This is a genomic window from Mitsuaria sp. BK041 (assembly GCF_014193085.1).
Lineage (GTDB): Bacteria > Pseudomonadota > Gammaproteobacteria > Burkholderiales > Burkholderiaceae_C > Roseateles.
The window spans coordinates 303,401-316,730 of sequence record NZ_JACHYT010000001.1 but is presented as its reverse complement, the minus strand read 5'-3'; the positions used below and the strand labels follow the sequence as shown (position 1 = coordinate 316,730).

Below are 13,330 nucleotides of genomic sequence, written 5' to 3'. Positions count from 1 at the left end.
GCAGGACCGAGTAGAAAGGACGCCCGCCGTGTTCCATGCCGCCTTCGCCCGCATCCAGGTGCGGGTCGCCCATTCCGACCCCGTCGTCGCCGCCGGCCTGGCCAGCCTGCTGTCGCGCGAGGGGGACATCGACGTCCTCGACGACCGCATCGAGCTGCCGGGCGTCGCGCGCGCGGGCCGACGGACCGACGTCGTCATCGCCGACTACGCCCGTGCCATGGCGCTGGCCGCCCTGCGCGCCAGCGACGACGCCGACCGCGCGACCGGCTCGGGCGAGACGTCCGCGCCGCGGGTGATGGTCCTCACCGCCCACGACCGCGAGCAGGACGTGCGCAGCGCGCTGGAGGCCGGCGTGGACGGGTATGTCGAGCTGGGCTGCGCGTCGCAGGAACTGGTGGCCGGCGTGCGCCATCTGGCGCGCGGCTCGCGTTACCTGAGCGCGCTCGCCGCCCGGCGCGTCGCCGACAGCATGACGCGCTGCCGCCTGACCGGCCGCGAGCGCCAGGTGCTGCGCCTGGTCGCCGACGGCAAGAGCAACAAGGCGATCGCGCTGGCGCTGGACATCTCGGCCGGCACGGTGAAGACCCACATGAAGGGCATCCTGGGCAAGCTCGCCGCCGCCACCCGCACCCAGGCGGCCACGATCGCGCGGGAGCGCGGTCTGCTCGCGGCCGACAGCGCGGTGCTCTGAGCGCGCGGGCCGGTCGGGAGATCCGACCCGGTCGGCCGTGACACGCGTCACCGGCTGGCGCCCCGTCGCGTCCGCAGAAGGCCCCCGATGGCGGTTTCCGGCGCTCATCCGGGATAATCCCCGGTTTGCTCGGGATGGCGGACGCCGCCTCGCCGGGCCCGGGCCGGGCTGACCGGCCTCCCTGCGCCGGCGCCCCGCCGGCCGACGCCACGCCCGCCCATGTCCCAGAACTCGCCCGACCGCCTGCCCGCCAGCCTGCCCGCGCTCGTCGATGCCGCCATCGTCGGCGGCGGTCCGGCCGGCTGCAGCGCCGCCAGCTGGCTGACCCAGCTGGGCCTGAGCGTCGCGCTGATCGAGCGCGCCCCGCGCCTGTGCGACAGCCTGCGCCCGCTCGAGTACCGCCAGGACTGGTTGCTCGGCGCGCCCGGCGAGTCGCTCGCGGAGCTGGGCGAGCGCTACGCCGCCCATGTCGCTGCCCAGTCCGGCGTGCACGCGCTGACGGACCAGACGATCCACCACCTCGATTGGCAGGCGGAACAGGGCTGGACGCTCTACTTCGACGGCGGCCCGGCCTTCGCCGTCAACGCGCCGGATGCCGCCGACGCCCCCGGCGCACGCGACGCGGCCGGCCTGCGCCCGCTGCGCGCCCGCGCGCTGCTGCTCGCCACCGGCCTGACGCCGCGCCATCCGGCGCCGCTGTACCCCGCCAGCGACCGCCACGACCGGGTGCTCGACGCGGTCGAGCTGACGGCGGTCCGCGACCGTCTGCCGCCCGGCAAGGTGCTGCTGCTGGGCGGCGGCGACAACGCCGTCGAGAACGCGCTGTACCTCGCCGGTCGCGGCCATGCGGTCACGCTCTGGTCGCGCTCCGAGTGGCGCGCGCAAAGCCACCTGGTCCAGCAGCTGGACAGCCTGCCCGGCCTGCGCCGCCGTCCCGCTCAAGCCTTGCCGACCGCGGTCACCGCCTCGGCCGAAGGGGTGGTCGTCACCTCCAAGGCGCACGGCGAGGAAGCGTTCGACCATGTCGCGGTGCTGCTCGGTTACGAGCCCGAGCCCTCCGCCTGGCTCAAGGTCGCCGATGCGCTGCAGCGGGCCGGCGTCACCGCGCCCTCGCAGCCCTTCCGCGACGAACCGCGTTTCGGCGTGCTGGGCCTGTTCGTGGCCGGCGACGCCAGCGGCCGCCAGCATCCCTGCGTGCAGACCGCGCTGGGCGACGGCGTCGTCGCGGCCAAGCAGATCGAGGCCTTCCTGCGCCCGCTGCGCGAGTCGCAGCCGCCGCCCGCGCTGCGCCGCAACAACCGCCAGGTCATCCACATCAACGGGCTGCGCTTCGGCGCCAACCTCGGCGTGCTCGACTTCGAGCGCGAGGGCCCGCAACCGATCCAGGTCGACGCCGAAGTGAACCTCGGCGCCCAGACCATCGTCTCGCGCGATGCCGACATCGGCCACGTGCTGGACTACCGCCGCGTGCGCGCGATCATCATCGACGAGTGCACCGCCGAACACACCGACCTGCTCGAGGCCCTGCTGGGCAAGCTCAGCGTCCGGCTGATGAAGCTGCCGGGCGTGGTGGGCGTGCGCATCAAGGTGACCAAGCTCGAAATCTTCCCCGACTGCCAGGTCGCGATCTCCGCCGAATGTGGCACCTGGTAGGACCACCCCCTACGCGCTGACGCGCGCCCCCTCAAGGGGGCGGGCCTGGCGGCCCGGCAGAGCCGGTTCCGCAGGCCCCGCTTGATGAATACATTGAGGACAGAACATGACCGACTCGACCACCACCCTTGAAGGCCTCGACCTGGCCGCCGCGGACGCCGCTGCGGACGCCGCGGCCAAGAAGCATGCGCATGAGATGAACAAGCTCAGCAAGCGCCTGCATCGCCAGGTGGGCCAGGCGATCGCCGACTTCAACATGATCGAGGACGGCGACAAGGTCATGGTCTGCGTGTCCGGCGGCAAGGACAGCTACTCGCTGCTGGACATCCTGATCAACCTGCGCGACCGCGCGCCGATCAAGTTCGACATCGTCGCCGTCAACCTCGACCAGAAGCAGCCCGGCTTCCCGGAGGACGTGCTGCCCGCCTACCTGAAGTCGCGCGGCGTGGACTTCCACATCGAGGAGCAGGACACCTACTCCATCGTCAAGCGCCTGGTGCCGGAGGGCAAGACGACCTGCTCGCTGTGCTCGCGGCTGCGCCGCGGCATCCTGTATCGCGTCGCGGGTGAGCTGGGCGCGACCAAGATCGCGCTGGGCCATCACCGCGACGACATCGTCACGACGCTGATGCTGAACATGTTCTTCGGCAGCCGCATGAAGGGCATGCCGCCCAAGCTGGTCAGCGACGACGGGAAGAACGTCGTGATCCGGCCGCTGGCGTATGTGAAGGAATCGGACCTGGAGCGCTGGGCCGAGCACCGCGAGTTCCCGATCATTCCGTGCAACCTGTGCGGCAGCCAGCCCAATCTGCAGCGGGCGACGGTGAAGGCGATGCTGCAGGATTGGGACCGCCGCTTCCCGGGGCGCGTCGACAACATGTTCACCGCGATGGGGAACATCGTGACCTCGCACATGATGGATCGCGAGCTGTTCCCGTTCCAGACGATCAAGGCCACCGGGGCGCCGGTCGCCGACGGGGACATCGCGTTCGATGAGGATGAGCAGTGCGGCACGCCGGCGCCGGCTACCGGGGTGGTCAAGCTGGTTCGCCCCGGGCAAGCCCCGGCACCGCTGGACGATGCGGGCGAGGCCTATTCGGCGGCGGATGACTGAGCGCCCATCGCTGGAGTGACAACGGTTCATGCGTGAGGGCCAGCGACCGTAGCAGTCATGCCGCACGCCGGCTTCGCGCTTTCATACGAAGAGATACCCCGCATTGACCGTGCCGTCACGCGGCTCCCACACACGGGTCAACCGCGCGAGGCCACAATCGTTGCACCGTCACGCCGCGTACTGGCGTCATCACCGGGCGCGGCAACTGCCCCGGCTGACGACCGTCAGCGGCATTTGACCTGGAGGTTTCCATGTTCACCTTGAATCGTCGACTGGCCCTGGCGAGCCTCGGCGCGGCAGCCGTGCTGTCGCTCACCGCGTGTGCCTCGCTCAATTCCGTTTCGGCCGATGCCCAGAGCTTCGGCTCCTGGCCCGCCGCCCGGCAGGCGGGCACCTTCGCCTTCGAGCGGCTGCCCTCGCAGCAACGCGACGCCGCGGGTCAGGCGACGCTCGAGGACGCCGCCCGGGGCGCGCTGCTGAAGGCCGGCTTCACCGAGGCCAGCGATCCAAAGGCGGCGGACGTGCTGGTGTCGCTCGGCGCCCGCATCACCCGCACCGCCACCGCGCCGTGGGACGACCCGCTGTGGTGGCGCTGGAACGGCAGCTACTGGGGCTGGCGCTACGGCCCCGCCTGGCGGCCGTACTACAGCCGCTGGGGTTACGCCTACCCGATGGACCCGATGATGGAGCGCCGCTACGACCGCGAAGTCGCCATGCTGCTGCGCGACCGCAAGTCCAACGAGCCGCTGTACGAGGCCCGCGCCTCCAGTGACGGCTTCACCGAGGGCGGCAAGGAGCTGTTCGGCGCGCTGTTCGAGGCCTCGATGGCCGACTTCCCGGCCACCCGTCCCGAGCCGCACCGCGTGAGCGTGCAGCTGACGCCTTCCAAGTAAGGCCTTCGGACGCCGGACCCCGGCGGGTCGCCGCGGACGGCGCCCGCCGCCGGTGCCAACAAACGGCGACCACCGGTCACGGCGCCGCCCTCAGGGGCGTCGCGGGCGCCCCCGATAATCGCGGTCTCTCCAACAGGGAACCGCGATTTTTCTTATGTCGCTGAACATCGTCGTCATGGCCGCGGGCAAGGGCACCCGCATGAAGTCCAGCCTGCCCAAGGTGCTCCACAAGCTGGCCGGCCGCGCGTTGCTGCGACACGTGCTGGCCAACACCGCGTCCCTGCAGGCGGACGCGCGCATCGTCATCACCGGCCACGGTGCCGACCAGGTCGAGGCGGCCATCGGTGGCGAAGGTGTGCGCTTCGTGCGTCAGGAGCCGCAGCTGGGCACCGGCCATGCGATCCAGCAGACCGTCCCGGCGCTCACGGCCGGCGGCAGCACGCTCATCCTCAGCGGCGACACCCCGCTCATCAGCACCGCCACGACGCGTGCCCTGGTCGAGGCCTGCGGCGGCGAGCGGCTGGTGCTGCTGACCATCGAGTACGCCGATCCCACCGGCTACGGCCGCATCGTGCGCGATGGCGAGCAGATCAAGGCCATCGTCGAGCACAAGGACGCCAGCGACGAGCAGCGCCGCATCCGCGAGTGCTACACCGGCATCATGGCCGCGCCGACCGAGGCGCTGAAGCGCTGGGTCGGCCAGCTCGACAACAAGAACGCGCAGGGCGAGTACTACCTGACCGACATCGTCGCGATGGCGGTCGCCGAGGGCGCGCCGGTGGTCGGCGTGAAGACCGCGGACGAGACCGAGGTCCTGGGCGTCAACAGCCCGTCCCAGCTGGCGCACCTGGAGCGCCGCTTCCAGCTCGCGCAGGCCGAGGCCTTGATGACTGCCGGCGTGCGCCTGGCCGATCCCTCGCGCTTCGACCTGCGCGGCACGCTGCACTGCGGCAAGGATGTCGAGATCGACGTCAACTGCGTCTTCGAAGGCGAGGTCACGCTGGGCGACGGCGTGCGCATCGGCGCCAACTGCGTGATCCGCAACGCCACGATCGGCGCCGGCGCTCGCATCCATGAGTTCACCCACATCGATGGCGAGGCCGCTGGCGCCAGCGTCGGCGAGGGCGCGCTCATCGGCCCCTTCGCGCGGCTGCGCCCCGGTGCGAAGCTGGGCGCCGAGGTCCACATCGGCAACTTCGTCGAGGTCAAGAACTCCACGCTGGCCAAGGGGGCCAAGGCCAATCACCTGGCCTACCTCGGCGATGCCACGGTGGGCGAGCGGGTCAACTACGGCGCTGGCAGCATCACCGCCAACTACGACGGTGCCAACAAGCACCGCACCACCATCGGCGCGGACGTGCACGTCGGTTCCAACTGCGTGCTGGTGGCCCCGGTCGCCCTGGGCGACGGCGCCACCATCGGTGGCGGTTCCACCATCACCAAGGACGTCGAGCCGGGCGCCCTCGCTGTGGCGCGCGGCCGACAAACCGTGATTTCCGGCTGGTCCCGCCCCAAGAAGGTGAAGTGATTCACCCAAATAGGCCAGGAACTGCGTAAGCTCTGCCATTCGTGTCACGAAGTGTGACAAGTTCACGGGATTGAGATCCACGGCGTTTGCCGGGTTGGCGTTCCCCCCAAGCTGCGGGAGGCGCGTTTGCCACGGCTTCCCTAGGATCCTTTCCGTTGACCGGCTGACCCGCTGTTCCCAGCTGAATCCTTATGGCGAACCCCAAAACTGCTGCTCTGCTGCTGGCCCAGGATGACGACGTGATGGTCGTGCCGCCGGCGTCTGCCGCGCTGGATGCGTTGGCGGATCGTTCCGAGGATCCGGCGGCGCAGGCGGCTCGTGCCGAGGCGCTGGAGCAACTGGCGATGTCGCACGCGATGTGCGATCAGGCGGCGGATGCCTGCTTCTACCTGTGCCGTAGCCTGGGATTGGCGCGTCAGCAGCAGACGCCGGATGCGGCGCCTGATCTGGAGTTGCTGTTCCAGCTGTTGGGTGCGCTGGCGGATCTGCCGAGCGAGGTCTCGGCGCTGCCGCTGCCGGAAGGCGAGGCCGATGGTCTGGGCGTGGCGGAACTCTGTCATCAGCTGAGCGCTGCCCGTGACCTGACGACCGCCGCGTGGCACGAAGCCACCGAATCCGACGCCTCGATCGCCGCATGCCCTGCGGCGCCCGCCCACGCGCTGCACTGACTTTCGCCGCGCCCCCGCCACGGCCCTTTCGTCCGCGCCACGTCCTTCCGCCCCGCCACGGCAGCGCTAAAAGGCTGCCAATCTAGGCGCAAAGCGCAGCCATAGCGGGGCTATGGCGAGCATTTGCAACGACGAGTGGCAGCCTTTTAGCGCTGCCGTTCGTGGCAGGAGATGAGGCGGCTGACGCGGGAAACCGACAAGCCGAGTTCGCGGGCGAGAGCAGTCATGGATTGACCGCCTTCGGTGTGGGCGCGATAGAGCGCTTCTTCGCGGCTGGCGGAGGCTTTGAGCCAGTCGCCCCAGCGTCTGGGGCGTGGGGTGCGAGGCGGATGCTCGCTCTGCCGCACGGTGCGCTGCACGAAGGCCGCATCCCCAAGAAAGATCTGTTGCCGCAACTGCCCCCAGATATCCAGGTCCGGTTCCGACTCCACGATCGCCTGGTAGCGCTGCGCCGCCTTGCGCCGATCCGCCGCGTTCTGCGGCACGCGCCCCAGCACGTTGGTCCACAGCCCCTCGACCTCCAGCCACTCCGGCGCCGCCACCAGCCCCGCATGCGCCTGCAGGCTGCTCCAGCGCCACGCCACCGGCGAAGACGCCAACCCGGCGCGTCGCCCGATCAACTCCACATACCGGCAAGCATCCAGCAGCAGATGCTCCCGATCCACCAGCACCGCCTTGAAGCGCCCCTGGAACACATGCCCGATCTGCCCATGCCGACGGTTGTGCGCCTGCGTATACACCCCATTGAGATGCCGCATCAATCGCGACAGATTCGCCTGCCGCGTGAACAGCAGCAGCTCGTAATGCTCGCGCCCCAGCCCGTAGGCCAGCACCTGGGCATCGAAGCGCTGGGCGGCCTGCTCGATCAGGCCCAGCATCGCCAGCCTGTCCTCGTCATCCGCGAACACGGACGCATCACCACGCGTCGCCACGTGATAAACGGCGCCGGGGAACTCGATGCGAAGCGGCCTGGCCATGCCCAATAACTAGGCGAAGCCCGCACAAAAGACAAGCGCCCGGACCGCTGTCGCGGCCACGGGCGCAAGACTTGACCCCTGATCGCGGGGCCCGCGTCCCCCGGTCGATAGCCAGAGCGCTATCGGGGGTCAGGACTCAACAGCAAAGCCTGGAACCGGATGCCTGCCTATGCATGGGTCCGCGCCCCGCGAAGGCTGCGCTCAGGACTTGCCCAGCGATTCCAGCACCCGCATCACGGCGTCCTCGCCCATGTTGCGCGCATCGGCGAGCTCGCCACCCTTGGTCGTGCCCAGCACCTGGCCGTCGGCGCCCAGCACCGCGACGGTGGGGATGCCCTTCTTCAGCGTCACGCCCATCTGGTTGGCGAGGTCGACGTTCTTGTCGAAGCGGCCGACATTGACCTTGACCGTGACGAAGCGCTTGTCGACCGCGCCGCCCAGGTGACCCTGCCCGAAGCCCTTGTTCAGCGCCAGGCAGTCCTTGCACCAGTTGGCGCCGTAGACCACCAGCACCTGCTTGCCCTCCTTGGCAGCGCGGGCGACGGCGGTGTTGATGTCGGCGCGGGCGTCGGCCTGTTCGTCGTACGGGCCCGGCCCGCCGGCAGCGGCGTCGGCGGCGTGGACCGCGGTGGCGGACGCCGCGACGAGCGCGGCGGCGAAAAGCTGGGTGGCGGTGCGGCGTTTCATGGCGTCGGAGTTTGCCACCACCGGCAAGACCGCGACGAAGCTGAGGCCCGGCTTCGGGTACAAAGACGGGCTTCGCACAAATCATCACCCTCAGGGAACGGGACACCTCCGCCATGGCCTCCAGCCTGCTCGCACTGCTCGACGACATCACCACGGTCCTGGACGACGTGGCCCTGCTCTCCAAGATGGCCGCCAAGAAGACGTCCGGCGTCCTGGGCGACGACCTGGCGCTCAATGCGCAGCAGGTCACCGGCGTCAGCGCCGACCGGGAACTGCCCGTGGTCTGGGGCGTCTTCAAGGGCTCCCTGATCAACAAGGCCATCCTGGTGCCGGCGGCGCTGGCCATCAGCGCCTGGGCGCCCTGGCTGGTCACGCCGCTGCTGATGATCGGGGGCGCCTACCTCTGCTTCGAGGGCGTCGAGAAGCTCGCCCACAAGTGGCTGCACACCGCCGACGACGACGCCCACGAGGCCGCGCTGGCCGAGGCCGCCAGGAACCCGGCGATCGACCTGGCCGCGCTGGAGAAGGACAAGGTCAAGGGCGCGATCCGGACCGACTTCATCCTCTCCGCCGAGATCATCGCCATCACCCTGGGCACGGTGGCCGAGGCCAGCTTCATGACCCGCGTGCTGGTGCTCTCCGGCATCGCCCTGCTGATGACGATCGGCGTGTACGGCCTGGTCGCCGGCATCGTCAAGCTGGACGACGCCGGCCTGTGGCTCAGCCGCAAGGCCGCGGCCTGGCAGCAGGCGCTGGGCCGCGGGCTGCTCTGGCTGGCGCCGTGGCTGATGAAGGCGCTGTCGGTGGCCGGCACCGCCGCGATGTTCCTGGTCGGCGGCGGCATCCTGACGCACGGCGCGCCCTTCCTTCATCATGCGATCCAGCATGTCGTGGAAGCACTCGGCGCCAGCGGCTTCGCCCGCACCCTCGTCGAACTGCTCGGCGACGCGATCACCGGCATCCTGGCCGGCATCGTCGTCGTGGCCGTGGTCACCGGTATCCAGCGCCTGCGCCATCGCCGAGAATGACGCCCCATGAAGACGCATCACATCGAAGTCCAGAAGTTCAAGGCCGCCTCGAATTCCAGCACCAGCGGCCTGGTGACCTTCAAGGTGGACGCCCTCGTCAAGGAGCGTGAACCGGTCGAGGGCATCGAACCCAGCACGCTGCTGGTCATGACCGAGGCCAACGCCCGCGTCCTGATGGCGCTGCTCAAGACCCAGCTCACCGACATGGACGGCCGCAAGCCCAAGAGCCGTCACGGCCGCCACGGCTGAGCGCCGGCCCTCGCCTTCTCCGCTTCCCCGACTCCGCCCGACCCCGCCCGACTTTCCAGGATCCGACATGGACTTCCCGCAGTACCAGCCCGACAAGGCGCAATACACCCCGCTGACCGACGATGAGCTGTCGGACCTCGACGACTTCCTGTCCGAGATCGACAACGACGCGGCGATGAACATCGAGGCGCTCGACGGCTACCTCAGCGCGCAGCTGCTGAGCCCGCTGTCGCTGAGCGACAAGCCCGGCGCCGAATGGATGAGCCCGGTGTGGGGCGGCGGCGACCCGTTCGCCAGCGGCAAGCAGCGCAAGAAGATCGCCTTGCTGCTGCTGCGCCACGTGCACAGCCTGGCGGTGCAGTGGTCGTCGAAGCAGGACGAATGGGAACCGATCTTCAGCGTTGCCGAGGAAGGCGACCAGCAGCTGGTCGATGCCGAGGACTGGTGCACCGGCTTCATGATCGGCGTGGACCAGGACGGCGAGGCCTGGGCGCCGCTGTTCGAGCACGTCAAGACCGCGGCCGCGCTGGCGCCGATCGCGCTGCTGGGCGGCGACGAGAGCCAGCTCAGCGCCGAGGACCAGGACAAGCTCACCGACCTGCACTGGCGCGACGCGCTCAGCCGCGAAGTGCCCGAGGGCGTCCTGACGCTGTGGACGCTGCGCCAGCAGGCCACCTGAGCGCTCCCCGCCTTGCCGCCGGCGGGCCTCACGCCCGCCGTCCCGCCCTTCCCTTTTCCTTCTTCCGTCCCGCCGAGTTGATCCGATGAAGCGCCACTTTCCGTTCGCGGTGCTGGCCACCGCCGCCTTGCTGACGATCGCCGGCTGCGGCACCCAGGTCGTCAACCCGGTCTCCGGCCGCACGGAGCGCAGCGCGATGAGCCTGCAGCAGGAGGTGGCCGCCGGCCGCGAGGCCCACCAGGGCGTGCTCAAGGAGTACGCGGTCGTCGATGACGCGCGGCTGCAGGCCTACGTCACCGCGCTGGGCAACAAGCTCGCCGCGCAGTCGCACCGGGCCGAGCTCGAGTGGCATTTCACCGTGCTCGACAGTCCGGAGGTCAATGCCTTCGCGCTGCCGGGCGGCTACGTCTACGTCACCCGGGGCATCCTGGCCTACATGGAGAACGAGGCCGACCTGGCCGGCGTCATGGGCCACGAGATCGGCCACGTGACCGCGCGCCACGGCGCGCAGCGGGCGACGCGCCAGCAGAACGCCGGCATCGGCGTGCTCGCCGCGACGGTGCTGGGCGCGGTGCTGGAGTCGCGCGGCGTGGGCGGCGCGACGGACATCGCCGGGCAGCTCTCGCAGAACGCCGCGGCCGGCTACATCGCCTCCTACAGCCGCGAGCAGGAACTGCAGGCGGACCAGCTCGGCGCCGAGTACCTGGCTCGCAACCGCTACGACCCCAGGCACATGGTCGACGTGATCCAGGTGCTGAAGGACCAGGAGCAGTTCGCCGCCGACCAGGCGCGGGCACAGGGCCGGCAGCCGCAGACGGGCAACAACTGGCTGGCCTCGCACCCGAGCAACGAGCAGCGCCTGCAGCGCATCCGCGACGAGGCCTCGCAGCTGACCGCCGGGCAGGCGGTGGACGAGAACCGCGCCGCCTTCCTGCAGGCGATCGAGGGCATGGTCTTCGGCGACAGCCCGGCGCAAGGGCTGGTGCGGGGACAGCAGTTCCTGCACCCGGACCTGGACTTCGCGCTGACGGCGCCCGCGGGCTGGGCGATCCAGAACGGCAATGACGCGGTGACGGTCATGAGCCCGCAGCGCGATGCGGCGCTGATCCTGCAGCCGGTGCCGGCCAAGGCGGGCAACTCGCACGACGAGATCCTGCGCAACCTCGGCGCCGAGCAGGGCCGCACCGACGCGAAGACGATCAACGGGCTGAAGGCGACCCACTTCGCCGGCGTGCGTCGCAACGCGCAGGGCCAGCGCGGCAACGCCGAGCTGACGCTGGTGACGAGTTCGAAGGGCGCGGTCTACGCGCTGGTCTACGCCGCGAAGGACGGCCAGGCGCTGCAAGCACGGCGCGAGGGTCTCGCGCAGGCGGAGGGCAGCTTCCGCGCGCTGAATGCCGACGACCGCAAGCAGGCCCGGCCGTGGAAGATCGCGCTGCGGCCCTTCCCGGCCGGCGGCTTCGCCGAGATGGCGAAGGGCTCGGTGCTGACTGAAGCGCAGCTGAAACTGCTCAACGGCCGTTACGGTGGCGAGGCACCGCCCAAGCCGGGCGAGCGCGTGAAGACGGTGGTCGCGACGCCCTGAGCGCGCGCCATCGCCCGTCCCGCACCCGCGCCGGCGGCGGCCTTACGGCTTCGGCGACTGATCGTTGTCGTTGAGCCGCCTGAGCTCTCCGCTGCGGCGCGCCTCGTCCAGCTGCTGCTTCACCTCGGCCCGCGTGGTCGCCGACCTGGCGGCTGGACGTTGCCCGTAAGGCTGGCCGTGCGCGAAGGACTCGTGGAAGGCGTGGTCGAGTTCCCCAGCCGCGCGAGCGCGCGCGAGTTCCGCCTTGACCTGCTCGCGGGTCAGGCCGCCCTCGTCCCCGCCGCCGGCGTCCCGGCCCGGCTGGGGTGACTGATCGTTGTCGTTGAGGCGGCGCAGTTCGCCGCTGCGGCGCGCCTCGTCGAATTGCTGCTTCACCTCCTGGCGCGTGAGGGCCTGGCGGCGCTGCGCCCCGGAGAGGGCCTGCTCGCCCAGCTCGATGACCACGGGATCGAGCTCGCCATTGGCGCGTGCGCGCGCCAGCTCCTCGACCACCTGGGCCCGGGTCATCGCGCGGCCGGACTGGCCCAGTTCGCGGGGCGTGTACTGGCCGTTCTCGGCGAACTGCGCCATCGCGGCGCCGGTGGCCATGGTCATCAAGACCGACATGAGCGTGAGACGGGTGGCGCATCGAGCGTCGCGGTACTTCACCTGCTTGTTCCTTTCAGTTCCAGTCGGAGGCCTGGCACCGCCATCAGGCGGCCCCGGCATCGCACCACGGCGTGGTGTGCGATGAAGTCTGGCCGCGCGGGATGAACGTCGGTGGCCCCGGACATGAACCGCGCATGAGCAGCACATGAACAGCGCAAGCAGGGGCTTGCTTTCATGATCCGTTCATCTCTCGCTCACATTCGATTAACTGGGCTCGCCGCTGACGTTCATTGCGGGTTCTGAGAATTCATCCTGCACCGCGCAGTGGTGCGACGTCCGACAGGCAGCACGCCGAGTCCGGCCGTCTGACAGGAAGTGAAAGGAACAGCAAAGTGATGAACCGCAACACTCGAAGCACGACCCGGACGGCCCTGCTGTCGATCCTCGCCGCCGCCGCTGCGAGTGCCTCGATGTGGGCGCATGCCGAAGACGCGACCGCGCGTCCCCCCACCCGGGATGAAGTCAAGGCCGAGCGCGACCGCGCGCAGGCCTCCGGAGCCATCGACGCGGCGTTCGACGAGAACGGTCAGCACTCCAAGGAAGAGCTCGGCGTCAAGGGCAAGAGCACCAAGACGCGCGAACAGGCGCGCCAGGCCCTGACCGAAGCGCGCAAGTCCGGCGCGAAGCGCGACGCCTTCCACGAGTCGGCCGCCCACGCGAAGACCCAGACCGCAGGGGTCCAGACCAGCGGACCCAAGACGCGGGCGCAGGTCAAGGCGGAACTGGCGACCGCGCGCGCCAACGGCGAGGTCGACCACGCCTTCCACGAGTCGCGTGCCCATGCGGGGCCTGCCACGACCGGCGCGGCCAAGAAGCCGGCGACCACCCGCCAGGACGTGAAGCAGCAGTTCGACGAGGCGCGCCGCAGCGGCGAGCTGCGCCGCATCAACGACAACGACCAGTCGGCCAAGCCGTGAGGGGCCGCCCGCC

General features: G+C 70.2%; 14 protein-coding genes and 1 pseudogene. 12 read left to right on the top strand and 3 right to left on the bottom strand.

Annotated features, from left to right (window positions below; genetic code table 11):
* Nucleotides 1–28 precede the first annotated feature (28 nt).
* The 7 genes and pseudogenes from FHT38_RS25535 (at nt 29) to FHT38_RS01320 (ending at nt 6,547) form a co-directional block, all read left to right on the top strand.
* Nucleotides 29–691 carry a response regulator transcription factor gene (locus tag FHT38_RS25535; RefSeq protein WP_175538144.1) on the top strand — a complete coding sequence of 221 codons (663 nt, stop codon included), beginning with the start codon at nt 29–31 and terminating at the stop codon, nt 689–691.
* Nucleotides 692–910: 219 nt separating this feature from the next.
* Nucleotides 911–1,891, top strand: a pseudogene (locus tag FHT38_RS01340) (NAD(P)/FAD-dependent oxidoreductase); the annotation flags it as partial.
* An 84-nt stretch (nt 1,892–1,975) separates the two neighbouring features.
* Nucleotides 1,976–2,344: a dihydroneopterin aldolase gene (locus tag FHT38_RS25155; protein WP_254783363.1), complete on the top strand. Its 369-nt coding sequence runs from the start codon at nt 1,976–1,978 to the stop codon at nt 2,342–2,344.
* A gap of 106 nt (nt 2,345–2,450) precedes the next feature.
* Complete coding sequence (gene ttcA, locus FHT38_RS01335; RefSeq protein ID WP_183489126.1) at nt 2,451–3,458, top strand: tRNA 2-thiocytidine(32) synthetase TtcA; 1,008 nt, start codon at nt 2,451–2,453, stop codon at nt 3,456–3,458.
* A gap of 251 nt (nt 3,459–3,709) precedes the next feature.
* Nucleotides 3,710–4,351: a DUF4136 domain-containing protein gene (locus FHT38_RS01330; protein ID WP_091720579.1), complete on the top strand. Its 642-nt coding sequence runs from the start codon at nt 3,710–3,712 to the stop codon at nt 4,349–4,351.
* A gap of 154 nt (nt 4,352–4,505) precedes the next feature.
* Nucleotides 4,506–5,879 carry a bifunctional UDP-N-acetylglucosamine diphosphorylase/glucosamine-1-phosphate N-acetyltransferase GlmU gene (gene glmU / locus FHT38_RS01325; protein ID WP_183489124.1) on the top strand — a complete coding sequence of 458 codons (1,374 nt, stop codon included), beginning with the start codon at nt 4,506–4,508 and terminating at the stop codon, nt 5,877–5,879.
* 191 nt (nt 5,880–6,070) lie between these two features.
* A complete protein-coding gene (locus tag FHT38_RS01320) occupies nt 6,071–6,547 on the top strand; it encodes a hypothetical protein (RefSeq protein ID WP_183489122.1) in 477 nt (158 codons plus the stop codon).
* A gap of 146 nt (nt 6,548–6,693) precedes the next feature.
* Here the strand turns inward: FHT38_RS01320 and FHT38_RS01315 are convergent, their stop codons facing one another.
* Nucleotides 6,694–7,524: a transposase gene (locus FHT38_RS01315; RefSeq protein ID WP_183489120.1), complete on the bottom strand. Its 831-nt coding sequence runs from the start codon at nt 7,522–7,524 to the stop codon at nt 6,694–6,696.
* 201 nt (nt 7,525–7,725) lie between these two features.
* Nucleotides 7,726–8,211 (bottom strand): thioredoxin family protein, encoded by a 486-nt coding sequence (locus FHT38_RS01310; protein WP_091724904.1) that lies wholly within the window; start codon nt 8,209–8,211, stop codon nt 7,726–7,728.
* A gap of 113 nt (nt 8,212–8,324) precedes the next feature.
* On the opposite strand from FHT38_RS01310, the gene FHT38_RS01305 reads away from it, so the two are divergent.
* The 4 genes from FHT38_RS01305 (at nt 8,325) to FHT38_RS01290 (ending at nt 11,752) form a co-directional block, all read left to right on the top strand.
* Nucleotides 8,325–9,239: a DUF808 domain-containing protein gene (locus tag FHT38_RS01305; protein ID WP_091720558.1), complete on the top strand. Its 915-nt coding sequence runs from the start codon at nt 8,325–8,327 to the stop codon at nt 9,237–9,239.
* A gap of 6 nt (nt 9,240–9,245) precedes the next feature.
* Entirely contained in the window at nt 9,246–9,488 is a 243-nt protein-coding gene (locus FHT38_RS01300; protein ID WP_091720554.1) for a hypothetical protein, read from the top strand.
* Between the two features lie 67 nt (nt 9,489–9,555).
* Nucleotides 9,556–10,167 carry a UPF0149 family protein gene (locus FHT38_RS01295; protein WP_091720550.1) on the top strand — a complete coding sequence of 204 codons (612 nt, stop codon included), beginning with the start codon at nt 9,556–9,558 and terminating at the stop codon, nt 10,165–10,167.
* 85 nt (nt 10,168–10,252) lie between these two features.
* Nucleotides 10,253–11,752 carry a M48 family metalloprotease gene (locus FHT38_RS01290; RefSeq protein WP_183489118.1) on the top strand — a complete coding sequence of 500 codons (1,500 nt, stop codon included), beginning with the start codon at nt 10,253–10,255 and terminating at the stop codon, nt 11,750–11,752.
* A 42-nt stretch (nt 11,753–11,794) separates the two neighbouring features.
* On the opposite strand, the gene FHT38_RS01285 is transcribed toward FHT38_RS01290, so the two are convergent.
* Nucleotides 11,795–12,358 (bottom strand): DUF4148 domain-containing protein, encoded by a 564-nt coding sequence (locus FHT38_RS01285; protein ID WP_221213971.1) that lies wholly within the window; start codon nt 12,356–12,358, stop codon nt 11,795–11,797.
* A gap of 377 nt (nt 12,359–12,735) precedes the next feature.
* On the opposite strand from FHT38_RS01285, the gene FHT38_RS01280 reads away from it, so the two are divergent.
* On the top strand, nt 12,736–13,317 hold the full coding sequence (locus FHT38_RS01280; protein ID WP_183489112.1) for a DUF4148 domain-containing protein: 582 nt from the start codon (nt 12,736–12,738) through the stop codon (nt 13,315–13,317).
* The last annotated feature ends 13 nt before the right edge of the window (nt 13,318–13,330 follow it).